Raw genomic sequence first — 24,271 nt, 5'->3', positions numbered from 1 at the left:
AAAGTGAATTCTTTTTGTCGGATTGGATAGTTAAGGCAATCCATGACAAACTATGCTAAAATGCGAAAGAAGTCTTTTTTTTGCTTGAACGGGGGAAGTCATGGCTGGGTCAAAATTAATGCAAGGAACAAAGGCACTAACCCTTGCAACACTCATTTCTAAAATTATAGGATTTCTTTATATTATTCCCTTTTTCCCGTTAGTAGGCGAACAAGGGGTTGCTCTTTATCAAGCTGGCTATATGCCTTATGGGATTATGATTGCACTTGCGACAATGGGCGTACCAGTCGCTTTATCAAAATTTGTATCAAAATATCACGCATTAGGAGATTACGATACCGCCCATCGTTTGTTTAAATCGGGCATTCCACTTATGCTCTTTATGGGCTTTCTTTCATTTTGGATTTTATTTTTAGGAGCCCCTTTATTAGCGTCAATAGTTTATACAGCAAATGCTGGAGATCAGTATGGATTTGATGATGTAGTGTTCGTCATTCGCATGGTCAGCTTTGCATTACTTGTCATTCCTGTTATGTCTTTGATTAGAGGGTATATGCAAGGATTTCAACAGATGGTGCCAACATCTGTCTCCCAAGTAATCGAACAGATTATTCGAATTGTGTTTATTTTAGCTGCCGCCTTTGTCATTATGAATCTGGGAAGCGGTAATATGCCTCTAGCAATTGGGTTTGCTACATTAGGTGCACTAGTAGGCGCTTTTGGTGGATTAGCTGTATTAATCTATTACTATCGAATGCAACGAATGTATATTTTAAAAAAAGTTTCGGAAACAAAGCAACCAGCCGAGACCCGTCAACCGTTGCCGAAAATGTATAAAGAGCTTATTTCTTATGCTCTTCCACTATCCTTTGTTGGCTTATCGATCCCACTTTTTCAAATGATCGATGTGTACACGATTGATGGGGCAATGGCCGCAGCGGGATTAGGACACTTAGGGAAGCCCTTTATTGGAGTGCTAACTGGTATGGCGCATAAGATTGTACTTATCCCAATGGCACTTGCCACAGCGTTATCAATTACGCTCGTACCTATAATAACAAGAGCTTATGTTTCTGGTGATCATACGATCCTACAAACCTATATTACCCAAACGTATCAAGTGATTTTATTTATTACCATTCCAGCATCATTTGGGATGTTTGTGTTAGCTGAGCCGATTTACTATTTCTTATTTGGTGCAAACGAAAGCTTCGTACTTGGTGTGGAAACGTTGCGCTATTATGCACCTGTTACCATTTTATTTGCGATTTATGCAGTGACGGGCTCTATCTTACAAGGAATGAATCGCCAAAAAAATGCTGTGTTAAGCCTTGTAATTGGCTTGCTTTTAAAATTAGGATTAACCTATGTCTTTATTTTATGGTTTGGTGCGTATGGTGCTATTTGGACAACCTACATCGGATTTGGTGTAGCCTTAGCCCTTAATATTTATGCCATCGGAAGGCATGCGAACTTTGATTATACGATTATTTTTAGAAGGACGATTCTTATTACGATTTTTACAGGAATGATGATGATGGCAGTAGGATTAATTTGGGGAGGCATGAAGGTTTGGCTTGGAGATGTTAGTCGAATAGGGGTAGCAGTACCGTTGTTTATTAGCGTTGGCGCAGGTGTCGTGGTTTACTTTTATTTAAGCATTCGCTCTCACTTAGCAGGGAAGGTATTAGGTGATCGATTTAAGTTAAGGTAGAGGCGCTGTATAGGTGTCTCTCTTTTTTCTCACAGCTTTCCCATAATGTAGATGATTTTCGACATTTGTTTCATCGTTAAGCCTCTTTTTCCTGCGGACAAGCTTTGGTATAATGAAGCCAGTTTGAAGAGAGAGTAAGGAGACTTGATCGTACGTAACAAGTCAATTAGGAGGACGAATGAATTATTCCTTTCGTAAAGACAATGATTGGCTTTTAATTGGTGCAACGATTATTTTATCACTATTTGGATTACTGATGGTATATAGCGCGAGTTATGTTGAGGGGTATTTACGCTTCGAAAACCCCTACTACTATGTCATTAGGCAAGGAATGTGGCTAGGTTTATCATCGGTAGCATTCATTGTACTGATGCATTTTCAGTACCGGCATTTTCAGAAGATCACACCGTTGATTATTTTTATGTCCATTGTGTTATTAATCCTTGTTAAGCTCATAGGACTAGGAGAAGATGTTGGTTCTAGTCGTTGGATTCGAATTGGTCCAGTCGGATTACAGCCATCTGAATTTGTGAAATTAGGGTTAATTATTTACTTAGCGCATGTGTATTCACGAAAGCAAGCCTATATTGATGATTTTGTGAATGGTGTCATGCCACCGTTAATTATTGTCGGTGTCATGTTTGGATTGATTATGTTACAGCCAGACCTCGGTACAGCTACATCAATTATGCTGACAGCCATATTGTTAGTTGTCATTTCAGGTGCGAAATGGCGCCATCTGATCGGTTTAGTCATGGTAGGTGGGCTGGTTTTTGCAGCTTTAGCTATATTTGAACCATATCGTTTAAGGCGTTTAGTTTCTTTTGCAGATCCTTTTGCAAATCCAGATGGAGATGGATTTCAGCTTATTCACGGGTACTTAGCGATTTCAAATGGTGGTTTTACAGGTCTGGGGTTAGGTGAGAGCATGCAGAAGTTACGAAACCTTCCAGAAGGCCATACGGATTTTATTTTAACGATTATTTCTGAGGAATTAGGCTTTCTTGGCATTGCCATTGTATTTCTGTGCTATGGCATCATTCTATTTCGTGGTGTCTCAATTGGAACCAAATGTAAAAATCCTTTTGGGAGCTTGTTAGCATTTGGGATTGTCTTTTCCCTAGCCATCCAAATTATTTTTAACGTTGGTGCTGTTTCAGGGATGTTGCCTATTACAGGGGTTACGCTTCCGCTTGTTTCTTATGGTGGAACTTCCTTGCTCGTGACATTAATGAGTGTTGCTATTCTCGCTAATATTCATCAAAACAACGAACGGCAAAAACGAAAGCAAATGGATGAAGGAGAATCACTAAGTGCTTAATTGGAGTTTGGAGGCTTAAGATGGAACGAAAACAACATGGGTTGGATTATACGCTTTTGTTCCTTGTTTTTTTGTTAATGTGTATTAGCCTACTCGCTATTTATAGTGGTGCAGGTCAGTATTTTAATGAAGACCCAACGTATTTTGTCGTGAGACAAGTCATATGGTATGGAATTGGGGCCATTATGATCGCAGGTGTGATGTTGGTTGACTTTGATCATTTTAAATTTTTGACAATCCCTTTTTACGGGTTTGGAATGATGATGCTATTAGCAGTCGAATTTTTTGGAACTGAGCGAAATGGAGCGCAACGCTGGATCTTTGGCATTCAGCCGTCTGAGTTTATGAAGATCTTTCTCATTCTTGCTTTGGCTCATTTACTTTATCGGTTAACGAGTGAACGTAACGATTTTAGTGTGAAGGCAGATTTAATTCTTCTCGGTAAAGTGCTAGCAGTTGGTTTGCCACCATTTTTACTCATTCTTAAGCAACCAGACTTAGGAACTGCTCTAGTTATAGCTGCGGTTATTGCAACGATGGTTTTAATGTCAGGCATTCGTTGGAGGATTCTTTTTACTCTTGCTGGCCTAGGGGTGGGATTTCTTGCAGTAATGGTGTATTTACATCAAGCACATTTTGAATTTTTTAGTGAATATTTAATTGAACCCCATCAATTAGCGAGGATTTACGGTTGGCTTATGCCAGACGATGATACAAGCGGAATTGGCTATCAATTAAACCAAGCGATTCTAGGAATTGGTTCTGGGCAGTTGTTTGGAAGTGGATTTATGGAAGGACTTCAAACCCAAAGTGATGTTATCCCTGAAATTCATACTGATTTCATTTTTACGGTAATTGGAGAAGAGTTTGGCTTTTTAGGAGCTATGGTTTTACTTATCGTGTATTTCTTGCTTTTTTACCGTATGATCATGATTGCGCTAACTTGCAATAATTTGTTTGGAACGTATCTTGTTTCAGGTGTGATTGGCTTACTAGTCTTCCAAGTGTTTCAAAACATTGCGATGACCATTGGTTTAATGCCTATTACTGGCTTAGCACTGCCGTTTATTAGTTATGGTGGTAGTGCCTTATTAACCAATATGTTAGCGGTAGGGATTGTGCTGAACGTCCATTACCGAACGAGAGAATATATGTTTAAAAGTAAAGAAGCGTATAGCTGAAGATAGGGGAACCTCCTTCAGCTATTTTTCATGAAGAAAGGGGTGTACGCATGCGAATTGATAAACTGTTGGCGAATGCAGGTTTTGGCTCAAGAGCAGAAGTGAAGAAGCTTTTAAAGCAAGGCATTGTAACTGTTAATGAAGTGAAAGTAAAAGATCCAAAAACACAGGTTAATGGTGAACGTGATCTCATACAAGTAAAAGGTGTTGAGGTTCACTACCGAGAGTTTGTATATATCATGTTAAACAAACCAAAAGATGTGATATCTGCAACTGAAGATCGAATCCATCAAACAGTGGTAGATTTAGTAGCACACGAGTATGGTCACTATGAGCTTTTCCCCATCGGGCGTCTAGATCTTGATACAGAAGGGCTGTTGTTGCTTACAAACGATGGTCAGTATTCACATCAATTAATGGCTCCAAAAAAACATGTTGGTAAACTGTACCAGGCAGAAGTAAGAGGTTGTGTAACTGAAGAAGATGTAGAGGCTTTTCATAATGGGCTAGAGCTTAAAGACGGCTATAAGACAAAACCAGCACATTTAGAGATTTTAAAAGCAGGTGACCATTCCCTCGTTCAAGTAGAGGTGTCAGAAGGGAAGTATCATCAAGTAAAGCGTATGTTTGAAGCAGTAGGGAAACAAGTAATGAAACTTGAACGATTGCGTATTGGAGAACTGTGGTTGGACGAAGGACTTTCTCGTGGTGAATACCGAGAAATGTCCATAGAAGAACGTGAATTAGCGCTGAGAAACCAAAAAAAAGACCATTAAGGATGGTCTTTTTTATTATGAAACCTTTGTTTTTTTGCTCGTTGCTTTCCACTTACCTCGTGCTGAGCTAACGACAAGATTATTATATTCAAGTACATTTAAGTCTCGCTGCACGGTTCGTTGAGTGATGCCGAACTCTTCAACTAATTCATTCGTCGTGACAGTTCCCTTCTGTTTGATGTACAGGTAGATGGACTTAATTCGAGTCAGCATACGATCAGTTGAAGTTTGCAAAAAACCACTCCTTCTTTATACATGAATTCAAATCCCTATACCCAATCCTATGCAAGTTGAAAACCATTTAGTAAAAAGTGTCGTCAAAAATTGCTAGGTAAGGTGAGGTGATGGTCTTGATTTTCGTGCATCGACTATATAAAAACGTACTCTTTATATAGACACTTATAGTTTACACCAAAACAATAAAAAGCGCAAAGAAGAAATCATGTAAATTGTTGGATAGAATCTTGGAAAGTAAGCAAAAAGTAATGTTAAAGCCGAACGATTATACTTTTACGGGTTGAATTGTAAAGATTATGTAAGGGAATGAAGAAGATGCATTCCCTGTGTATTAGTCTTCAAACTGAAATAAGTCTGTTGATAAATAGCGTTCCCCTGTGTCACAGGCAATGGCAACAACGTGCTGGTCTGTGCTCATTGTCTTCGCTAATTCTAATGCCGCAAAACAGGCTGCTCCAGACGAAGGACCAACAAGGATCCCTTCTAATCGTGCAAGATCTCTTGTCGTCTTATAGGCATTTTCATCGTCTATTCGTCTGATCTTGTCATAAACCGTTTGGTTTAAAATTGGAGGGATAAAGCCTGGGCTCGTACCAACAAGTTTGTGAGGACCTGGTTTACCACCAGATAAGACAGGTGAACCCGCTGGCTCAACAACATGAATAATGGCTTCCGGATACAATTCCTTTAAGGATTCCCCGGTTCCAGTAATGGTTCCTCCCGTCCCTGATGCAGCAACAAAGCCATCTAGATGGGCACCAATAGAATCTAAGCTCTTTTTAATTTCAAATGCCGTTGTTTTTCGATGTGCGTCAGGATTTGCTTCATTTTCAAATTGCATGGGCATATAGGCTCCAGGAATTTCATTGACTAATTGTTTTGCTTTATCTATGGCGCCTGGCATTTTTTTGTCGCCTTCTGTTAAGACAACTTCTGCTCCGTATGCTTTTAATAAATTGATACGCTCTTGACTCATTGTATCAGGCATCACCAATATAGCTCTGTAGCCACGAGCGGCAGCATTCATTGCAAGACCAATTCCAGTATTACCAGATGTTGGTTCAATGATGGTGGAACCTTTTTTTAAGAATCCATCTTTCTCAGCTTGTACAATCATGGAATAAGCAGCACGATCTTTTACACTGCCACTTGGGTTAAACATCTCTAATTTTAAATAGACGGCTGCACCATTTGGATCTCCTAGTTTGTTTAAACGAATTAATGGTGTTTCGCCAATTAATTCAGCAACGTTATTTACAACTTTCATGTTTTCACCTCATTGTAATGTCTTTCTCTACGCTTCACATTATAAAGGGAATGATTGCGACATGCGAACAAAAATGATTATTTACTCTGCTTATAGTTTCCCTCTGTATAGGACAATTATCATTAAATCATAATAGATATTTGGAAAATTTAATGGTAAACAGCATTGAAACAACCCGTCGAAGAAGCTATAATAAAAAGGTCGTGTTAAAAATTATGTCCGTAATACGTTAAAAACATTATTGTATATAGACCGTTAAATTGCTTAAGGCTGTTCAGGAATAAAGGAGGTATTTGATGCGTCAGAGCAGCTTCATGTCTACCTATGATTTACGTGTAAGAAAAGTATATAATTGGCTTGGTTCAACTGAGCTTATGATAGAGCTATATGGATTGGAAGAATGTGTTGGATTTGGTGATACATTTTTAGAAGCGAAAAAAAACCTTTCTGAGAGTATACAACGATGGGAGCAAACATTTGGATTGGATCGTTTGCCACCCCCTAATAATCGACCACAACTGATTTTCATCGATGCTCCGATGGAAAAAGCGGAATTTACTTTTATCAATCATGAATTACTTGCTTTAGAACAAGGTTAACGTGTTAAACAGCGCTCTCTATTAACGAGAGCGTTTTTCATTTGGTTAAAGGGGGGAATAGTAAGGACAATGAACAAAAAGGAGATGAAGTATGGATAAGCGATTAATGGTTATTTCAGGTGGTGCAAATGGCATTGGGAAGGAAGTAGCAAAAGCATTTGCCCACAATCGTTACATCGTCATCACGATGGACAAAGAAAAACAAGATTGGGAACATGACCAAGTCCATGCAATACAAGTAGATGTAACGGATCATGAGCAACTTCAATCAGCTATAGACGGTATTCATCAACAGTATGGTTCGCCATCTGTTCTCATTAACAATGCAGGTGTGTCTACCTTTAAACCTTTTTTTGACCTTACTCTCGATGACTGGAACCACGTGCTAAAGACTAACCTAACAAGCGCATTTTTGCTTTCCCAAGGTTTTGCTAAAACGATGAAACAAAGAAAAGAGTCCTGCTCTATCATAAACATATCGTCGACTAGGGCTTTTATGTCTGAGGCTAATTCAGAAGCCTATGCAGCATCTAAAGGTGGAATAACTGCCTTAACCCATGCCATGGCAATGTCCCTTCAAGATACTCAGATAACGGTCAATGCCATTGCGCCAGGTTGGATTCACACAGGAGATATCAAGCAATTAAGAGATATTGACCATACTCAACACCCTTCAAACCGCGTAGGTACACCGAGAGATATTGCGGAAGCCTGTTTATTTCTAGCCCACCCAAATAATAATTTTATAAATGGAGAAACACTTACCATTGATGGTGGTATGACTAGAAAAATGATCTATGCACATGATGAATAGCAGAAAAAGAGCTTATCGCCAGGAAGGCGGTAAGCTCTTTATTCATTAGAAAACAATCGTCTTGTTTTGATGAACGATGCAGCGGTCATCTAAATGCCACTGAACGGCTCTTGCAAGTGCAATGCGTTCAATGTTTCGACCGACGATTTTTAAATCTTTAGCTGAGTGGCGATGATCAACGCGCATAACATCTTGCTCAATAATCGGCCCTTCGTCTAAATCGTCTGTTACATAATGAGCGGTAGCACCAATAAGCTTAACACCACGTTCAAATGCTTTTACGTAAGGGTTAGCCCCAATAAAGGCTGGTAAGAAAGAGTGGTGGATATTAATAATCCTCTCTGGAAATTGAGAAACAAAAGATGACGATAAAATTTGCATGTAACGAGCGAGAACCACAAGTTCAATCTGATGATCCTTTAACAGTTGAATAGCTTGTTCTTCTGCTTCTTTTCTGTTTTCTTTTGTGGCAGGGATATGGTAAAACGGGATGCCATACGATTCCACTTCTTCTTGAGCGTCTTTGTGGTTGCTAATAACAAGTGGTATATCTGCATACAACTCACCTGCTTTCCATTTCCATAAAATTTCTGATAAGCAATGATTTTCTTTAGAAACGAAAATAGCCATTTGTTTTTTTCGATTGGCTTTTTCTATTTTATATGTGAAAGCATATTCTTGAGCAATTTGTTTTAATGCCTCTTGTATGGATTGAAAGTTTGCCTTTGATTCTTCCCATTCAAATTCAACTCTCATAAAAAATCGCCCGTGTTCTGGATCTGTTGAATACTGATCCGATTGAACGATATTTGCATGGTGATGGAATAATAAAGTCGAAATAGCTGATACAATACCTGGCTTATCTTGACATGTAACAAGTAAAATAGCTCGATTTTCCTGATGATGCACGATTTGTTCCTCCGTTCTAAAGGCCTTCTTAACAAGTATGTCGTTTTATAACTCCCCTATTGAAGCAAACTTATTCAACTGCTGTCAATCTAAAAGGGTATTTTTATCTGCGAAGTCGACTGTTTTTTGAAATCTCACATTGACGATCGTTATACCTTTTTGGTACCATAAGACCTATCTATTAAATGCAAGTATGCATGATGCCGCTTCAATTGTAACCATTTTTATAGCTTACATGATTAATGGCAGAGACTTTGCTGTGCTCTGCTTTTTTAATGGTTTTTTTTCCAGTCTTATTTAAGGTATACTAAACGAAGGCAGTAAGGAAGCGGAAGAAAAGAAAAGGAAATTGAGGGTGAACCTGGTGGAATTGTTTTTAGGAGAAGGCTGGGATGTCTTACCCGCTGGAGGCGCAACTGGTGAAGCATATGTTGCTAGACAAGGCGACTATCAATTATTCATAAAGCGAAATTCATCTCCTTTTCTTGCGGTTCTTTCTGCTGAAGGAATTGTCCCAAAATTATTGTGGACAAAGAGGTTGGAGAGCGGTGATGTGATTACCGCACAGCGTTGGATTCAAGGAAGAGAACTAAAAGCAAAGGAAATGAGGCATGCTCGTACGGCTAAACTGTTAGCCAATATTCATGAGTCTGCAGACTTGCTTGATATGTTTACACGGATGGGGAATAAACCATTGATCCCGTCAGTTATGATTGAGAATATGCACCTACAAGTATCGCTTTATTGTCTTCAAAATGAAGTCGTTGATAGAGGGTTAAGCGAATTAGAAAGGCTTCTTGGGAAACTTGATGATACAAAATATGCTGTTTGTCATGGCGATATAAACCATAATAATTGGATGCGTGATGAACATGACAACTTATATTTAATTGATTGGGACGGTGCTACAGTTGCCGATCCGGCCCTTGATTTAGGGTTATTACTTTATACGTATATCCCAGAGGAGGAGTGGGAGATTTGGCTCCATTCCTATGGAGAAGAGCTAACAGATTCGTTACGATTACGAATGTATTGGTATATGATCGCACATTCGATATCAGAATTACTATGGCATCATAGTCGACATAATGAAGAACAAGTACGTAGCTATGAAAAGAATTTGTCTTATTTAATCGATAGCTCATCTATTAAAAGATGAGCTATTTGTTTGAGAGAAATTGGCTTATTTCCTAGGAAATAAGCCAATTATAATTGTTCTATCCACATATTCACTGCTTGTGCATCCAGCGTATCTGTATAGTTTGCACTTGAGATTTGCGAAATAGTATCAGAAATACGCGAATCCAGTGTTGTTTCATCTGCAAGATTAGACAAGAGTTGCGTAAGCTGCTCACGTTCATTTCGAGTCAGAAAATGTTCAGATTGGTGGCTTCGTAATAGATCTTTTATTAATGAAAGTTTATCGTTCGTTGATAAAGGCATACGATCCCTCCTTTTTATAGCGTGAGTAAAAAAATGAAAATTATACATGTATTAACGAAAAGGAGTTAGTTGCAATGCGTTTAAGACATAAGCCCTGGGCAAGGGAAGAATTAAGCAAGCGTCCGGCTATTGTAGTTCAAGATCCGACGACTCAAAAAGGAAATTGGAACGATCTGTTTAACAACGACAACCCGATCTACGTTGAAGTAGGGACTGGGAAAGGTCAGTTTCTAACAAAAATGGGGATGGCTCACCCTGGCATTAATTTCATTGGTGTTGAACGCTACGAAAGTGTACTATTAACAGCGATGGAAAATGTAGAACAAGCAGGGCTAATGAATGTGAAGCTATTAAGTGAAGATGTTGGTGATATAGAGGAATTTTTTGGTGAAAGTGAAGTGGAACGAGTATTTATAAACTTTACAGATCCTTGGCCGAAAACTCGCCACGCTAAAAGGCGTTTAACGCATCCTTATTATTTAGAGAAGTATCGCCGTATGTTAACAAACAATGGAGAAATTCATTTTAAAACTGATAATCAAGGCTTATTCGAGTATTCACTTCATAGCATGTCCAGCTATGGTATGGCATTCAAAAATGTAAGTCTTGATTTGCATAAAAGCAACATGGAGGGCAATATGATGACAGAGTATGAAGAGAAATTCTCAGCAAAAGGCGATCGCATATACCGTTTAGAAGCAACCTATTAAAAAAACAAGCCTACATAGGCTTGTTTTTTTATTTATTAAATTTGATCGAGCTTTAAAAGTACGCCACTTTCTACATCTGCAACAAATTCATATTGTACTGGGCCGTCCACGGTTGAGCTTGTAAGCCCACCGCGATAGACTCGATAGGTTAAGCCAAGATGTTCGACGGTTTCAGATTGCATATGAATCCAAGATCCATTGATGATATATTCTTGCTTCACAACCGCTTTCACTTTTTTAAGAACTTGTTCAGGCTTTAATTCTGTTGTTTGACAAGCTTTTGAAGCAAGCACACCAATTAACACACCTACACCAATGCCGATCGAAAAACGTTTCAAATGTAACCTCTCCTTGTATAAAAAGTAAATGGGAACCAATTGCACAGGAATAGTAGACAAGTATTGCTATCCCCTAAAACTAGAAATTAAAAACCATCTCTTATGTACGCAACATTACGATACCACATTTTTTGTAAGAAAAGTAACTTTTCTTTCATAAGCCTTTATAAGGAATAAAATCATTTGCTAGCTTATCAATATGAAGTTTTGTAAAATAGTAAAGATACTAGCTTGTAGGAGGTTCAAAATGAACGATAAAACAAAACAAATGTTTAAAACACTAACGGAGCTTGTAGGTCCTCCAGGTTTTGAACACGATGTAAGGGCATACGTGAAACAAGAATTATTAAAGCATACCGACGAAATTGTCCAAGATAAATTAGGCAGTATTTTTGGTGTATTAAGAGGGAATTCAGCTGGTCCAAAGGTAATGGTGGCAGGTCATATGGATGAAGTTGGATTTTTAGTGACATCGATAAATGAAAAGGGCTTAATTAAATTTCAAACATTAGGCGGTTGGTGGTCACAAGTTCTTCTTGCCCAACGAGTGCAGATTATCACAGACAAAGGACCAATTGTCGGTGTTATAGGGTCAACACCACCTCATCTTCTTCAAGATGCGCAGCGCTCAAAGCCAATGCCAATTGAAGAAATGTATATTGATATTGGTGCTGACGATCGAGAAGATTGCTTGGCTTTAGGAATAAAACCAGGACAACCGATTGCGCTAGAGTGCCCGTTTACGCCAATGGCAAACCCGAAGAAAATCATGGCAAAAGCGTGGGATAACCGTTATGGTGTTGGCCTTGCAATTGAATTATTAGAAGAATTAAAAGGGGAATCTCTTCCAAATACGTTATTCTCAGGAGCGACAGTTCAAGAGGAAGTTGGGCTTAGAGGCGCAGCAACAGCAGCACATTTAATTGAGCCTGATTTAAGCTATGTGCTTGATGCTAGTCCTGCCAACGATGCTACTGGTGGAAAAGACGCATTTGGTCAGTTAGGAAAAGGTGCGCTTGTTCGAATTCACGATCGTACAATGATTACTCATAAAGGAATGCGTGATTTTGTTTTAGATACAGCTGAATCCAATAACATTCCTTACCAATACTTTATTTCTCCAGGTGGAACAGATGCTGGCCGCATCCATACATCAGGTGATGGAGTACCGTCGGCTGTAATTGGGGTTTGCGCACGTTATATTCACACTTCTTCATCCATCTTACATGTTGATGACTACGCTGCAGCAAAAGAGCTACTGGTCAAACTTGTTCGCTCAACAGATCAATCAACATACGAAAGCTTAACGTCATACGAATGATTACGTTAGCAATAGGTACAAAAAACCCAGCAAAAGTTTTTGCAGTAAAAGAAACGTTGCTTAAGGAACCGATTAAAATGGAAACGGTCTCTGCACCGTCAGGTGTTTCAGACCAGCCATTTTCAAATAATGAAACAAAGTTAGGGGCGTTAAATCGAGCACAATATGCGAGAGAGAAGATTGACGCTGATGTTGGAATTGGTCTAGAGGGCGGCGTTTATTTACATGAAGGTGTTTACTACTTATGTAATTGGGGAGTCATGGTGACGAAAGATGGACAAGTGTACGCTGCATCTGGTTTAAGTCTTCCTTTACCGAGGGAATATACGACTGGACTTGAAGCTGGGAAAGAACTGTCACATATCATAGGAAATGATATCGGCAAAAAAGACGGTGCAGTTGGCCTATTAACAAATGGGCGTATAACACGCAAACAAATGTTTGCTCATATTGTAGAGAGTTGTTATGGAATGTATCAATTCAATCAGTAAAAAAGCAATCGCTTTAAGCGATTGCTTTTTTATAATAAAGGTTATTCTTCTGCAAACACATAAGCTAAGATGTCAATAGCTTGCTCAGGCGTTTCAACAACGACTTGAGCTTTATTTGCTAACTCTTTTAAAGCATGGTGTAATTTTTCGGGACGAATTAAGATAACAGGAATACCGGCTTCTATTGCTCTTGAAGCATCCATAGCCGTGTTCCATTGCTTATACTCTTCTCCAAATAAAGCGATAACTACGTCTGATTTCTTCATCAGTAGTTGGGTTCTTAAGTTATTAATGGAAGAAGCAGCTTCGTCCGTCAACATGTTCGAAGGCTGTTTTCCTAAAATCATTTCGCCAATCTTATCACTTTTGTCATGATTTTCCATTGGCCCTTTAAACTGTAACGGCAAGTTTTGCTTGGTTGCTAAATCCTTTATTTCTTTACGCCAATTAGAATGGATTTCTCCAGCTAAATAAACAGTCAGTTCCATATAGATGCTCCTTTTTACTTATTTCTCTATAGTAATGGATATCCTAAAAAAAGAAAATAAAACCTTTTTAAATGTCTTGTCACATGAAAAGACATGTCGTATTCTAAATAGGGTAAGAATAACTTCTGGAGTGTGAGCGATGCGAGCGTTTTTAACTAAAAAAGGTGTAAATCCTTCTCTTCGTACCTATTTTATAAAAGCGATGGGGCAAATGACGTTTGGTTTATTTGCGACATTAATTATTGGCATTATGATTCGAACGATTGGAGAACAGCTTCAGCTTGAGCACGTAATTGAGCTCGGTCAATTTACAATGGACTTGTATGGTGCGGCTATAGGTGCTGCCGTGGCTTTAGCATTAGGAGCACCAAACTTTGTTGTGCTTGCGACAGTCGTTTGTGGCGCTGCTGGTGCATTATTTGGAGGACCTGCCGGTAGTTTTCTAGCTGCGGTTGTAGGTGCTGAAATAGGAAAGCTGGTTGCAGGTGAAACAAAAATAGACATCCTTGTTACTCCTATTGTAACAATTGTTAGTGGCTATACAATAGCATTCCTACTTGGTGCGCCAATACAATTTGTGATGCTTTCTATAGGAGAAGCAATCACGTGGGCAACAACTCAATCTCCTTTTGTGATGAGTGGCATTGTTGCTGTATTAATGGGGTTGGCACTGACGGCACCGATATCGAGTGCGGCTATAGCAATTATGCTAGATTTAACGGGAATGACTGCCGCGGCTGCCGCAATCGGTTGTGCAGGTCAAATGGTCGGATTTGCAGTAGCAAGCTACCGTGATAATCGTGTAAGCGGGTTATTTTCTATCGGAATTGGGACATCGATGCTCCTCATTCCTCATATTATAAAAAATCCAAAGATACTTATTCCACCTACTGTGGCAAGCTTTGTAGCTGCACCAATCGGGACAATTGGATTTGGTTTAGTAAACAATGCTGCAGGAGCAGGAATGGGAACGAGTGGTCTAGTTGGACCAATTATGACTTTTACAGAAATGGGGTTTAGCTGGTTGCTTTTCGCCCAAGTTGTAGTATGCTATGTAGTGATACCAGCTATTGTTGCTCTTCTTCTATCCGAATGGATGAGAACAAAAGGCTGGATAAACGTAAATGACATGAATATCATGCAAAAAGAAAAATGAGGTGCTAAAATGGAACATGTAGCAAGTGTGGAGGAATTTAATAAAATTAAAGAAACGGAAACAGCTGTCTTTTTATTTTCTGCTGACTGGTGTCCAGACTGCCGAGTAATTGAACCATTTTTACCGCGATTAGAAGTAGATTATCCGACATTTACTTTTTATTACGTTGATCGAGATCAATTGTTAGATGTATGCATTGCTCATGATATCTTTGGTATTCCAAGCTTTCTTGCTTTTTCAGAAGGAAAAGAGGTAGCACGATTTGTTTCAAAAGATCGTAAAACAGAAGAAGAAATTCAAACATTCTTAACAGAAGCGGAAACAAAAGTCGGCTAGGAAGGTGAAACCACCTCCTAGCTTTTTCGTTTGACCACATTCATGTTAAACTTAGAAAGAGAAGGAGGGTTAACGTTGAATCTTCAAACCTTTAGGAAACAGATTGAAAACAAACTGCAACGAGATGGCTGGACCATCCGTTATGATCATAAAGAAAGCACGTTACGAGTTGAGGATCCGTCTATTAATAAAGGTGTGACATTAGCGCTTAAACCATTATTAGCAAGGTGGGAGCGAAAAGAATATGATGCGATTGATGAAGCCATTCGTCATGTACGAGTTGGTTTAGAATCAATGAAAGAAAAAATCTCGCTTGAAGGGAAAGAGAAACAAATTTTCCCAGTTATTCGTGCGGCGTCATTCCCAGAAGAAACGAAAGACGGTAAAAAATTAATTTTTGATGAGCACACGGCAGAGACAAGAATTTATTATGCACTTGACTTAGGTGAAACCTACACTTTACTTGACGAACAGCTCCTAGCTAATAGTCCAATAAGCATAAAAGAATTAAAAGAAATTGCGCTGTTTAACGTGCGGTCACTTGATTGCCCATTAAAAAAGGATGAGGTAGCTGGAAATACGTTTTACTTTGTGAGTGCGAACGATGGTTATGATGCCAGTAGAGTGCTTGATCAATCATTCATTGAAAAAATGGAACAACAGGTACAAGGGGAACTTGCTATGGCAATTCCACACCAAGATTCTTTAATTATTGCAGACATTCAAAATCATACTGGCTACGATGTGTTAGGACAAATGGCCTTGCAATTTTTTAGGACAGGTCGCATTCCAGTAACGGCATTGCCTTTCGCTGTCGAAAATGGCGAACTTGAGCCTGTGTTTATTTTGGCACAAAAAAAGCCTAAAGACCGATAGTACATCCGAACAGGATTCAGTATACTAGAAACGCTACACATAATTGTAGCAAGAGGAGAAGAAGATGAACGCTTTTTATAACAAAAAAGGAATTGGCGATGTTTTATTACTTGTGAAAGAGCAAGTAGGCATCGACGATCGATTCGTTGAGCAACATGGTGATTTTGTACAAATTAGTAAACGTGAATCTGGAGAAGTAGTAGGAATAAATGTGTTAAATGCTTCAAATTACGGAACGATTGATGGTGAAGGTGCGATTGACTTAACAGAAGAGCTTCAAACTCTTCTTAAAAAGGCGGCAAAAGAAAATGGTCAAGTGATTAAACTTGATTTAGAGCAGAAGCCTTTATTTGTTGTAGGCTATATCGATGCCTGTGAACAACATACGAACGCCGACAAGTTATCTGTGTGTCGTGTAAATATTGGAGACGAAACCGTGCAAATCGTATGTGGTGCTCCAAACGTAAAAGCAGGTCAAAAAGTTGTTGTTGCAAAAGTTGGTGCAGTTATGCCGAGTGGGATGGTCATTAAAGAGGCAAAATTGCGAGGAGAAGAGTCTTACGGTATGATTTGCTCCGCAAAAGAGTTAGGCCTACAAGATGCCCCTTCAGAAAAAGGCATACTTGTTTTACCTGAGGATAGTGTTGTAGGTTCTGCATTTCTATAATTGTAAATGGGGGGCTGGCTTTCTTACGACTGCCAGCTCTTTGACATCAGGTGGTGAAAAGATGAGTATTTGGAATAAGTGGGCACGTTTTTTTAAAGGGGACGACGAGGAAAGAGACTCGGAACTAGAACAACCCCTCATCCATGACGAACGTAATGAACAAATGCGTAGCAAGAACACTAAAGAAGAAGAATTAGAAGAAGCGCGGATGACGTTTTATTATGGGTATGCCCATCACAATGATAAAGGTACGAAAGAAGCAGTTAATAAAAATGAGCAAAGTAGTGGAAAGCACTCAAAAAAAAGTTTGAAAAACCGTGTGACGAATGTAGGGAATTCAACTTTCTTTCAAGGCAATTTTAAACCGACAGCTACGCCATCTCCTATACATGGACTACCTAAAGATCCGATACGAGATAATAGTGATTACAATTGGTTATTACGAACTACGCGACAGTCGCAACAGACATTTATGGAGCGTATAAATGAAAAGGATCATCATCTTAGTCAAGAGAGTGACCAAGAAGATGTTCATCAGTCTCTTCAGCCGAAAGTAGATGCCGAGCATGCGGAACATTTTGAAGATGTTGCGATAGTGAGAAAGACGTCAGAGCAGTTGGCTGGGAAAGAAGGTTTAAAGGCTGAAAAGCAGACTACATACGGTTCAGATGACAAGAAAGAATCAACACGTTTTCATACAACGGATCAAACTGTTTTGCCTATACTGAAATCGAGCAGAACGGTTGTGTCAAAAGAGATAGCGTCTAAGCGAGCTGAAGCTGTGGAACAAGAAGACACAGAATCGAAACAAGCTGATGCAGAAATCGCTGTTCAAGAAAAGGAAGAGCCAAAACAAGTTGAAGCTGTGGAACAAGAAGACACAGAATCGAAACTAGCTGATGCAGAAATCGTTGTTCAAGAAAAGGAAGAGCTAAAACAAGCTGAAGCTGTGGAGGCACCTTCTCAGGGGAGCGACGCGAAAGAGCATCGAAAAGAAATCCCATTTAATGTGCTAATGTTACCTTCTGATCGCAGGAAGAAAAAAGAGTATCAAGAGCAAAAAAGAACGAGTGCTTATGAACCGCCACCGCTCAAACTGCTTTTATATCCGGAGCGAACGACAGATGATGATGGTGCTTGGCTCGATGAACAAGCTACTTTACTAGAGGAAACCCTTCAAAGTTTTCATGTAGATGCAAAAGTGGTCAATCGTACTAAAGGTCCAGCTGTGACTCGCTTTGAAATTCAACCTGCACGAGGCGTAAAAGTAAATAAAATTACAAATCTAACAGATGACATCAAGTTGTCACTTGCTGCTAAAGATATACGAATTGAAGCACCAATTCCTGGTAAGAACGCTATCGGCATTGAAGTGCCTAATCGAACTTCAAACCCGGTTATGTTAAGGGAAATTTTGCGAAGAGATGTATTTCGAAACCCAACTTCTCCCTTAACTGCAGCATTAGGTCTTGATATATCTGGTAACCCTGTTGTGACAGATCTTAATAAAATGCCTCATGGGCTTGTGGCAGGAGCTACTGGTTCGGGAAAAAGTGTATGTATAAACTCAATTTTGATTAGCCTATTGTATAAAGCTTCTCCAGAAGAATTAAAGCTTCTTTTAGTTGATCCGAAAATGGTTGAACTGGCTCCATATCACGATATACCCCATTTGCTTGCACCTGTCATTACAGATCCGAAGCAAGCTACAGCGTCATTAAAATGGGTTGTTCAAGAAATGGAAAGAAGGTACGAGCTCTTTAGTCAAATGCGGGTTCGGGACATCGAGAAGTACAACGAACGTTATGACAAGCTTCCATATATCCTTGTTGTAATCGATGAGCTAGCTGACCTTATGATGGTATCACCTCAAGATGTCGAAGATGCAATATGCCGTATTGCTCAAAAGGCGAGGGCATGTGGAATTCATTTGCTTTTAGCTACGCAAAGACCTTCAGTTGATGTTATAACAGGACTCATCAAGGCGAACATTCCTACTCGAATTGCGTTTTCTGTCTCGTCTCAAACCGATTCAAGAACCATTTTAGATATGGGGGGCGCTGAACGTTTACTTGGCAGAGGAGATATGCTGTTTCATGAAAATGGTGCTTCCAAACCTGTACGAGTTCAAGGTACATTCGTTTCCGACGATGAAATTGAAGCCGTCATTGAGTATGTGAAAAAGCAAGGAACACCTAACTATGCATTTGAGAGTGAGACGATTGAAAAGGTGTTTGAGCAAACGGAACAGGCTGATGAACTGTTTGAAGATGCTTGCTACTTTGTTGTCGAGCAAGGTTCTGCTTCAGCTTCGAGTATTCAGCGTCGTTTTCGTGTAGGCTATAACCGAGCAGCAAGGCTTATCGATATGATGGAACAAAGAGGGGTTATATCAGGTGCTATGGGTAGTAAGCCAAGAACGGTACTTGCAACAGAGGATCAGTTAAAGGAATCAGATTTAGCTTGAACTTGAGAAATACACAAAATTTATATATGATATGTATTGGAAAGCGATGGATTAGTATGATTGATCGGACCTTTTAACGGTTACGGCATATACTAACCATTATTAGCGGAAATTTAGTGATTGGATCTGCACCTAGAGAAACCTAGGGCTTAGATTGGAGGCTTTATCATTGACAACATACCATTTTACCGGAATTAAAGGCTCTGGTATGAGTGCTTTGGCACAAATATTAGATGATATGGAAGAAGACGTTCAAGGATCGGACATTACAGAAACGATTTTCACCCAGAAACCATTAGAACAAAAAGGGATTCCTTTACTCCCTTTTTCAGCAGAGAATATTAAAGAACAACAGCACGTCATTATGTCAGCAGCCTATGGGGAGACACATGAAGAAATTGTTCGTGCTCGTGAGTTAGGTTTAAAAGTAGATGTATATCCACAGTTTTTAGGAACATTTATTTCGCAATTCACTAGTGTAGCCATTACAGGCTCTCATGGTAAAACATCGACTACTGGTTTACTTGCTCACGTATTAGGCTCAATAAAACCTACCTCTTATTTGATAGGTGACGGAACTGGGAAAGGTACGAGTAACTCTGACTATTTCGTTTTTGAAGCATGTGAATATCGTCGTCATTTTCTAAATTACTCTCCTGATTACTGCATTATGACGAATATTGACTTTGATCACCCAGATTATTTTTCAAGTGTAGCAGACGTAATTAATGCCTTTCAGGAAATGGCAAGTCAAGTAAAGAAAGCAATCATTGCTTGTGGTGATGATGAACATTTACAAGAACTCAAAGCCAATGTACCTATATTGTATTATGGGCTAAATGAAGACAATGATTTTCAGGCAAGAGAGATTAAAAGCACAGATGAAGGCACTGTATTCGATGTTTATATTCGTGGTGACCTATACGGCACGTTCTTAATTCCTGGTTTTGGCGACCATAATGTGAAGAACGCGCTAGCAATTATTGCGCTATGTCATTATGAAGGTCTTCAGTATGAGGATGTAGCCAAGCACTTGAAAACATTTGCAGGTGTAAAAAGAAGGTTTAGTGAGAAAGTATTCGGCTCGCAAGTATTGATTGACGATTATGCTCATCATCCAACTGAAATTGCTGCAACGATTGAAGCGACAAAGAAAAAATATAAAAATCGAAAAGTAACAGCGATTTTTCAACCGCACACCTTTACACGTACTAAAGCTTTTTTGCAAGAATTTGCTGATGCTCTTAGCCAAGCGGATACGGTGTATTTGTGTGATATTTTTGGCTCAGCAAGAGAAGACCAAGGCTCCCTTACGATAGAGCAGTTGCAACAGCTCATTAATGGAAGTCACCTTATGAATGAAGGGGATATTGACGGTTTGCAAGCTCATGAGCATGAAGTACTTTTATTCATGGGAGCCGGGGATATACAAAAATATCAAAAAGCGTATGAGATTAGTCAGAAAAAAAGCGGCTAATGCATAGTTTCTGTTTATTGAGGGTATAGAGAGGTAACCGAGAATATTGGTTACCTTTTTTGCTTTGTTTTTTAACCAATTCATCATGCAAGTAAGAAGGAATTTAACTGAAGGTGTCGAATTACTTTTTCCAACCCCTAATTTGAATCTTTTGTTTTAAGATAGTAAAATTGGGTAAAGAACAAGAGGAGGGGGTATGCTAATTGGAAGCTTTGCTATACATAAGTGTATTCATTATTGCGATAGCAATTGCACTTTTTGTTATTTACATAATCATAACGCTGAAATCGACAACGAAGACATTAGAACAAATTTCAGCAACGATTAAATCACTTGAAGTGCAGATGAAAGGTATTACAACCGAGTCAGAACAGCTTTTAAAGAAAACAAACGCTTTAGCCGATGATGTTCAACGCAAGTCTGATTCACTTCAAGTACTATTCGACTCATCGAAAGACTTAGGAGAATCATTAAAGTCAGTTAACCAATCGGTTAGACAAGTAACAACGAAAGTGAACGCAGAAACTAGTCGAAATGCTGAAACAGTTTCTCAAGCCATTCAATGGGGGCAGGCTGTTTTAGATTTCTATACAAAGTTTAAGCAACGCAAACAACAATTAGAACAAAAACATTCTAGGGAGGAACTTTAAAATGGGTGACATGAATACAAAAGACTTTTTAATTGGTACATTAGTAGGTGGAATTGTAGGAGCAACTACAGCACTTTTTCTAGCGCCGAAGTCAGGAAAAGAACTTCGCAGCGATATTAGTGAGCAAGCGTATAACGCAAAAGAAAGAACAGCGCAGCTAACAAGCGATGTGTATGAAAAAGGAAATGAGTGGGCTGACATTGCTAAAGAGAAATCATCGAATTTAGCAAAAGCGGTAACAGATCAGTCACAGCAAGTAGTAGATAAAGTGAAAGATTTAAGTGCTACAGCAAAAGAAGAAGCGGAAAACCAAGTAGAAGAGGCTAAGAGTTTAGCAAAAGATTTAAAAGAAGATGCTGAAGAAGCTGGTAAAAACATTTCCGAAACTGTTAAAAGTGAAGTAAAAGATGCTGAAAAGAAAGCAAAGCAAGCGGCAAAAAAATAATAAACGATAAAAAGAGTGGGTAAAGCCCACTCTTTTTATCGTTTATTTACTTTAGTACATAAAAGCGTTTAAGTAATAAAGAAAAAAGTCGTGACTTTTTGCGATGTCTTCGTTATAATAAACAGAATAAAACAAAGAACATTGGAGAGGTGGAGAGAAATGAGTCACGATCAGCTAGACGAACTAAGAGATCAGTTAGATAAGGTGAATTTAGATTTACTTGAACAAATTAACAAGCGGGCTCGTCTTGTTAAAGAAATTGGTGAAGTAAAAAGACAGCAGGGCATTGCTCGATTTGATCCAGTACGTGAAAGAAAAATGCTTGATCATATTGCAGAGCACAATAGCGGTCCATTTGAAACAGGAACCCTTCAACATTTATTTAAGCAAATTTTTAAAGCAAGCTTAGAGCTTCAAGAAGAAGATAATAGTAAAGCACTTCTCGTTTCTCGAAAAAGGCACCCTGAAAATACAACCGTTAATGTAAAGGGTGAAACAATCGGTGATGGCAAACAACGTTTTGTTTTTGGCCCATGTGCAGTAGAAAGCTATGAGCAAGTATTAGCTGTTGCAAAAGAAATGAAAAAACATGGCCAGCGTCTATTAAGAGGCGGTGCCTTTAAACCAAGAACATCACCTTATGATTTCCAAGGGCTTGGTTTAGAAGGGCTGAAAATTTTAAAGCGTGTTGCTGATGAGCTTGATATGGCCGTTGTCAGTGAAATTGTTACACCAAAAGATATTGAACTGGCATTGGATTACGTAGATGTGATTCAAATTGGAGCACGCAACATGCAAAACTTTGAGCTCTTAAAAACAGCGGGTTCTGTTAAAAAACCAGTCTTATTAAAACGTGGACTATCGGCGACGATAGAAGAATTTATTCATGCAGCAGAATACGTGGTGTCGAAAGGAAACGACCAATTGATGCTATGTGAAAGAGGTATTCGAACGTATGAAAAAGCAACAAGAAATACGCTTGATATCTCTGCCGTTCCAATTTTAAAACAAGAAACTCATTTGCCTGTAATGGTTGATGTTACCCATTCAACAGGAAGAAAAGACCTATTGCTTCCTACTGCAAAAGCAGCACTTGCTATTGGCGCAGACGCGGTAATGGCTGAAGTGCACCCAGACCCAGCTGTTGCGTTATCTGATTCTGCTCAACAAATGAACTTTGATGAGTTTAATACATTTATGACTGCGTTAGAATCATCAGGGTTAATTAAACAAGCAGTGACTCAATCTTAATCATGGTCGAAAGAAAAAAGCGCATTTGCGCTTTTTTCTTTTTTTGTTCTGTTTACTTCGTTCCACTTATTTAAATCGTTTGTTTAAAGTTTACTAAAAACGGGCACATTAGTAATGATAGCGCTTCAACTGTTTTCCATAAAAAAGAAAACTGTTTTTCATTTATGAAAATGTTTGTGATAATGAGCTTTTTTATTGCACTAAATCTTTGTATATCGTATTCTTAAAAGAAATAAGTTTGAAAAACAGAGTTTAATGAACTTAATAATACACATTTGAGAAATCATAAAAAGGAGGATAACTGCTGAAGTTTAGCAGGTAAAACATATGAATACAACCATTTATGATGTAGCAAGAGAAGCAGGCGTGTCTATGGCAACCGTATCAAGGGTTGTTAACGGAAACCCAAATGTAAAACCAACAACAAGAAAGAAAGTTCTCGAGGCAATCGAACGTTTAGGCTATCGACCTAATGCTGTAGCACGAGGATTAGCAAGTAAACGTACAACAACAGTTGGTGTGATCATTCCAGATATTTCAAGTATTTTCTTTTCAGAACTAGCACGTGGTATTGAAGATATCGCCACGATGTACAAATATAATATTATTTTATGTAACTCTGATCAAAATAAAGATAAAGAAATTCATCTTATCAACACATTACTTGAGAAGCAAGTGGATGGTATTGTGTTTATGGGTGGAGAGATTACAGATGAACATGCAGAACAATTTAAACGGTCACCAGTACCAGTTGTGTTAGCTGCAACGTTAGACAGCGAGAAGTCATTCCCATCTGTTAATATTGACTACACGAAAGCGGCAGAAGACGTTATTCAATTTTTAATTGATAAAGGTCATGAGCGCATCGGTATGTTAAGTGGATCACTGGAAGATCCAATTAACGGCTACCAAAAATTTGCTGGCTATCGAAATGCGCTAGAGAAGAATCAGATTGAATTTGATGAGGATTTAATTGTTATTGGTGATTACTCATACGATTCAGGCATTGAAGCAATGGATTCTTTTGTAGAACTTGAGAAAAAGCCTACAGCCATTTTTGCTTCAAATGACGAAATGGCACTCGGAGTTATTCACGGTATTCAAGATAAAGGGTTGCACGTTCCTGAAGATTATGAAGTAGTTGGGTTTGATAACACACGTTTAGCGACAATGGTTCGCCCTACACTATCAACGGTTGTTCAGCCTTTGTATGATATAGGGGCTGTATCCATGCGTCTGTTAACGAAATTGATGAACAAAGAAGAAGTTTCAGAGTCAACTGTTACATTGCCTCATCGTATTGAAAGCAGAGATTCAACAAAATAAAGAAAAAAATG

26 protein-coding genes are annotated in these 24,271 nt (G+C 38.8%); 20 read left to right on the top strand and 6 right to left on the bottom strand.

Going from position 1 to position 24,271, the window contains the following annotated elements:
* Positions 1-100: 100 nt before the first annotated feature.
* The 4 genes from E2L03_RS04450 to E2L03_RS04435 all read left to right on the top strand — a co-directional run bounded on the left by E2L03_RS04450 (position 101) and on the right by E2L03_RS04435 (position 4,992).
* A complete protein-coding gene (locus E2L03_RS04450; RefSeq protein WP_134258618.1) occupies positions 101-1,714 on the top strand; it encodes a putative polysaccharide biosynthesis protein in 1,614 nt (537 codons plus the stop codon).
* 178 nt (positions 1,715-1,892) lie between these two features.
* Positions 1,893-3,035 carry a putative lipid II flippase FtsW gene (ftsW, locus tag E2L03_RS04445; protein ID WP_055736194.1) on the top strand — a complete coding sequence of 381 codons (1,143 nt, stop codon included), beginning with the start codon at positions 1,893-1,895 and terminating at the stop codon, positions 3,033-3,035.
* Positions 3,036-3,055: 20 nt separating this feature from the next.
* Positions 3,056-4,216, top strand: coding sequence for a rod shape-determining protein RodA (rodA, locus tag E2L03_RS04440; protein WP_134258617.1), 1,161 nt, complete (start codon positions 3,056-3,058; stop codon positions 4,214-4,216).
* Between the two features lie 50 nt (positions 4,217-4,266).
* Entirely contained in the window at positions 4,267-4,992 is a 726-nt protein-coding gene (locus tag E2L03_RS04435) for a pseudouridine synthase (protein ID WP_134258616.1), read from the top strand.
* Positions 4,993-5,007: 15 nt separating this feature from the next.
* On the opposite strand, the gene E2L03_RS04430 is transcribed toward E2L03_RS04435, so the two are convergent.
* Together E2L03_RS04430 and cysK are read right to left on the bottom strand one after the other, a co-directional pair.
* Positions 5,008-5,226, bottom strand: coding sequence for a DeoR family transcriptional regulator (locus E2L03_RS04430; protein ID WP_038482055.1), 219 nt, complete (start codon positions 5,224-5,226; stop codon positions 5,008-5,010).
* 334 nt (positions 5,227-5,560) lie between these two features.
* Positions 5,561-6,496: a cysteine synthase A gene (cysK, locus tag E2L03_RS04425; protein WP_134258615.1), complete on the bottom strand. Its 936-nt coding sequence runs from the start codon at positions 6,494-6,496 to the stop codon at positions 5,561-5,563.
* A 314-nt stretch (positions 6,497-6,810) separates the two neighbouring features.
* On the opposite strand from cysK, the gene E2L03_RS04420 reads away from it, so the two are divergent.
* Both E2L03_RS04420 and E2L03_RS04415 read left to right on the top strand, forming a co-directional pair.
* Positions 6,811-7,095: a type II toxin-antitoxin system HicB family antitoxin gene (locus E2L03_RS04420; RefSeq protein ID WP_166740180.1), complete on the top strand. Its 285-nt coding sequence runs from the start codon at positions 6,811-6,813 to the stop codon at positions 7,093-7,095.
* Between the two features lie 91 nt (positions 7,096-7,186).
* Complete coding sequence (locus E2L03_RS04415) at positions 7,187-7,909, top strand: SDR family NAD(P)-dependent oxidoreductase (protein WP_095150533.1); 723 nt, start codon at positions 7,187-7,189, stop codon at positions 7,907-7,909.
* A 45-nt stretch (positions 7,910-7,954) separates the two neighbouring features.
* Here E2L03_RS04415 and purU read toward each other — a convergent pair whose 3' ends face one another.
* A complete protein-coding gene (gene purU, locus E2L03_RS04410; RefSeq protein WP_095150532.1) occupies positions 7,955-8,818 on the bottom strand; it encodes a formyltetrahydrofolate deformylase in 864 nt (287 codons plus the stop codon).
* A 364-nt stretch (positions 8,819-9,182) separates the two neighbouring features.
* Between purU and E2L03_RS04405 the strand changes: the two genes are divergently transcribed.
* Complete coding sequence (locus E2L03_RS04405) at positions 9,183-9,977, top strand: phosphotransferase family protein (RefSeq protein WP_038482041.1); 795 nt, start codon at positions 9,183-9,185, stop codon at positions 9,975-9,977.
* 47 nt (positions 9,978-10,024) lie between these two features.
* Here the strand turns inward: E2L03_RS04405 and E2L03_RS04400 are convergent, their stop codons facing one another.
* On the bottom strand, positions 10,025-10,261 hold the full coding sequence (locus E2L03_RS04400) for a YtzH-like family protein (protein WP_038482039.1): 237 nt from the start codon (positions 10,259-10,261) through the stop codon (positions 10,025-10,027).
* A gap of 74 nt (positions 10,262-10,335) precedes the next feature.
* On the opposite strand from E2L03_RS04400, the gene trmB reads away from it, so the two are divergent.
* Positions 10,336-10,971, top strand: a complete 636-nt coding sequence (gene trmB, locus E2L03_RS04395; protein ID WP_038482036.1) for a tRNA (guanosine(46)-N7)-methyltransferase TrmB — start codon at positions 10,336-10,338, stop codon at positions 10,969-10,971.
* 35 nt (positions 10,972-11,006) lie between these two features.
* On the opposite strand, the gene E2L03_RS04390 is transcribed toward trmB, so the two are convergent.
* Positions 11,007-11,309: a hypothetical protein gene (locus E2L03_RS04390; protein ID WP_134258614.1), complete on the bottom strand. Its 303-nt coding sequence runs from the start codon at positions 11,307-11,309 to the stop codon at positions 11,007-11,009.
* 247 nt (positions 11,310-11,556) lie between these two features.
* Here E2L03_RS04390 and E2L03_RS04385 point away from each other — a divergent pair, with 247 nt between their 5' ends.
* Positions 11,557-12,630, top strand: a complete 1,074-nt coding sequence (locus tag E2L03_RS04385; RefSeq protein ID WP_038482030.1) for a M42 family metallopeptidase — start codon at positions 11,557-11,559, stop codon at positions 12,628-12,630.
* A complete protein-coding gene (locus E2L03_RS04380; protein WP_206698891.1) occupies positions 12,627-13,121 on the top strand; it encodes a DUF84 family protein in 495 nt (164 codons plus the stop codon). Before E2L03_RS04385 ends, E2L03_RS04380 begins: the two co-directional genes overlap by 4 nt.
* 41 nt (positions 13,122-13,162) lie before the next feature.
* Here the strand turns inward: E2L03_RS04380 and E2L03_RS04375 are convergent, their stop codons facing one another.
* Positions 13,163-13,609, bottom strand: coding sequence for a YtoQ family protein (locus E2L03_RS04375; protein ID WP_038482026.1), 447 nt, complete (start codon positions 13,607-13,609; stop codon positions 13,163-13,165).
* Positions 13,610-13,748: 139 nt separating this feature from the next.
* Here E2L03_RS04375 and E2L03_RS04370 point away from each other — a divergent pair, with 139 nt between their 5' ends.
* From E2L03_RS04370 to ccpA, 10 genes are all read left to right on the top strand, one after another.
* Positions 13,749-14,765 (top strand): PTS sugar transporter subunit IIC, encoded by a 1,017-nt coding sequence (locus E2L03_RS04370; protein ID WP_038482023.1) that lies wholly within the window; start codon positions 13,749-13,751, stop codon positions 14,763-14,765.
* Between the two features lie 9 nt (positions 14,766-14,774).
* Positions 14,775-15,101 (top strand): thioredoxin family protein, encoded by a 327-nt coding sequence (locus tag E2L03_RS04365; protein ID WP_038482021.1) that lies wholly within the window; start codon positions 14,775-14,777, stop codon positions 15,099-15,101.
* A 75-nt stretch (positions 15,102-15,176) separates the two neighbouring features.
* The gene (locus tag E2L03_RS04360; RefSeq protein ID WP_038482018.1) at positions 15,177-15,977 is read left to right on the top strand and encodes a DUF1444 domain-containing protein; all 801 of its coding nucleotides are present in this window, start codon (positions 15,177-15,179) and stop codon (positions 15,975-15,977) included.
* A 64-nt stretch (positions 15,978-16,041) separates the two neighbouring features.
* Positions 16,042-16,644 carry a YtpR family tRNA-binding protein gene (gene ytpR / locus E2L03_RS04355; RefSeq protein WP_134258613.1) on the top strand — a complete coding sequence of 201 codons (603 nt, stop codon included), beginning with the start codon at positions 16,042-16,044 and terminating at the stop codon, positions 16,642-16,644.
* Positions 16,645-16,705: 61 nt separating this feature from the next.
* A complete protein-coding gene (locus E2L03_RS04350) occupies positions 16,706-19,111 on the top strand; it encodes a DNA translocase FtsK (protein WP_134258612.1) in 2,406 nt (801 codons plus the stop codon).
* Between the two features lie 169 nt (positions 19,112-19,280).
* On the top strand, positions 19,281-20,588 hold the full coding sequence (gene murC / locus E2L03_RS04345; RefSeq protein WP_038482009.1) for a UDP-N-acetylmuramate--L-alanine ligase: 1,308 nt from the start codon (positions 19,281-19,283) through the stop codon (positions 20,586-20,588).
* A 203-nt stretch (positions 20,589-20,791) separates the two neighbouring features.
* Positions 20,792-21,238, top strand: coding sequence for a DUF948 domain-containing protein (locus E2L03_RS04340; protein WP_134258611.1), 447 nt, complete (start codon positions 20,792-20,794; stop codon positions 21,236-21,238).
* 1 nt (position 21,239) lies between these two features.
* Positions 21,240-21,683, top strand: a complete 444-nt coding sequence (locus E2L03_RS04335) for a YtxH domain-containing protein (protein ID WP_038482005.1) — start codon at positions 21,240-21,242, stop codon at positions 21,681-21,683.
* Positions 21,684-21,842: 159 nt separating this feature from the next.
* Positions 21,843-22,934 (top strand): bifunctional 3-deoxy-7-phosphoheptulonate synthase/chorismate mutase, encoded by a 1,092-nt coding sequence (locus tag E2L03_RS04330; protein WP_038482002.1) that lies wholly within the window; start codon positions 21,843-21,845, stop codon positions 22,932-22,934.
* Between the two features lie 327 nt (positions 22,935-23,261).
* On the top strand, positions 23,262-24,260 hold the full coding sequence (ccpA, locus tag E2L03_RS04325) for a catabolite control protein A (RefSeq protein ID WP_095150527.1): 999 nt from the start codon (positions 23,262-23,264) through the stop codon (positions 24,258-24,260).
* The last annotated feature ends 11 nt before the right edge of the window (positions 24,261-24,271 follow it).

This window comes from Shouchella oshimensis (assembly GCF_004375095.1).
In the GTDB taxonomy this organism is placed as follows: Bacteria; Bacillota; Bacilli; order Bacillales; family Bacillaceae_D; genus Shouchella; species Shouchella oshimensis.
The sequence above is the reverse complement of the archived record's forward strand: the minus strand, read 5'-3'. Positions and strand labels throughout refer to the sequence as shown.

Excerpts from the sequence above, each read along its gene's own strand:
- E2L03_RS04450 (WP_134258618.1), top strand. The coding sequence starts at position 101 with ATGGCTGGGTCAAAATTAATGCAAGGAACAAAGGCACTAACCCTTGCA.
- E2L03_RS04375 (WP_038482026.1), bottom strand. The coding sequence starts at position 13,609 with ATGGAACTGACTGTTTATTTAGCTGGAGAAATCCATTCTAATTGGCGT.
- E2L03_RS04400 (WP_038482039.1), bottom strand. The coding sequence starts at position 10,261 with ATGCCTTTATCAACGAACGATAAACTTTCATTAATAAAAGATCTATTA.
- E2L03_RS04365 (WP_038482021.1), top strand. The coding sequence starts at position 14,775 with ATGGAACATGTAGCAAGTGTGGAGGAATTTAATAAAATTAAAGAAACG.
- E2L03_RS04370 (WP_038482023.1), top strand. The coding sequence starts at position 13,749 with ATGCGAGCGTTTTTAACTAAAAAAGGTGTAAATCCTTCTCTTCGTACC.
- E2L03_RS04415 (WP_095150533.1), top strand. The coding sequence starts at position 7,187 with ATGGATAAGCGATTAATGGTTATTTCAGGTGGTGCAAATGGCATTGGG.
- E2L03_RS04330 (WP_038482002.1), top strand. The coding sequence starts at position 21,843 with ATGAGTCACGATCAGCTAGACGAACTAAGAGATCAGTTAGATAAGGTG.
- ccpA (WP_095150527.1), top strand. The coding sequence starts at position 23,262 with ATGAATACAACCATTTATGATGTAGCAAGAGAAGCAGGCGTGTCTATG.
- ytpR (WP_134258613.1), top strand. The coding sequence starts at position 16,042 with ATGAACGCTTTTTATAACAAAAAAGGAATTGGCGATGTTTTATTACTT.
- E2L03_RS04385 (WP_038482030.1), top strand. The coding sequence starts at position 11,557 with ATGAACGATAAAACAAAACAAATGTTTAAAACACTAACGGAGCTTGTA.
- E2L03_RS04380 (WP_206698891.1), top strand. The coding sequence starts at position 12,627 with ATGATTACGTTAGCAATAGGTACAAAAAACCCAGCAAAAGTTTTTGCA.
- E2L03_RS04435 (WP_134258616.1), top strand. The coding sequence starts at position 4,267 with ATGCGAATTGATAAACTGTTGGCGAATGCAGGTTTTGGCTCAAGAGCA.
- E2L03_RS04350 (WP_134258612.1), top strand. The coding sequence starts at position 16,706 with ATGAGTATTTGGAATAAGTGGGCACGTTTTTTTAAAGGGGACGACGAG.
- rodA (WP_134258617.1), top strand. The coding sequence starts at position 3,056 with ATGGAACGAAAACAACATGGGTTGGATTATACGCTTTTGTTCCTTGTT.
- trmB (WP_038482036.1), top strand. The coding sequence starts at position 10,336 with ATGCGTTTAAGACATAAGCCCTGGGCAAGGGAAGAATTAAGCAAGCGT.
- E2L03_RS04335 (WP_038482005.1), top strand. The coding sequence starts at position 21,240 with ATGGGTGACATGAATACAAAAGACTTTTTAATTGGTACATTAGTAGGT.
- ftsW (WP_055736194.1), top strand. The coding sequence starts at position 1,893 with ATGAATTATTCCTTTCGTAAAGACAATGATTGGCTTTTAATTGGTGCA.
- cysK (WP_134258615.1), bottom strand. The coding sequence starts at position 6,496 with ATGAAAGTTGTAAATAACGTTGCTGAATTAATTGGCGAAACACCATTA.
- E2L03_RS04420 (WP_166740180.1), top strand. The coding sequence starts at position 6,811 with ATGTCTACCTATGATTTACGTGTAAGAAAAGTATATAATTGGCTTGGT.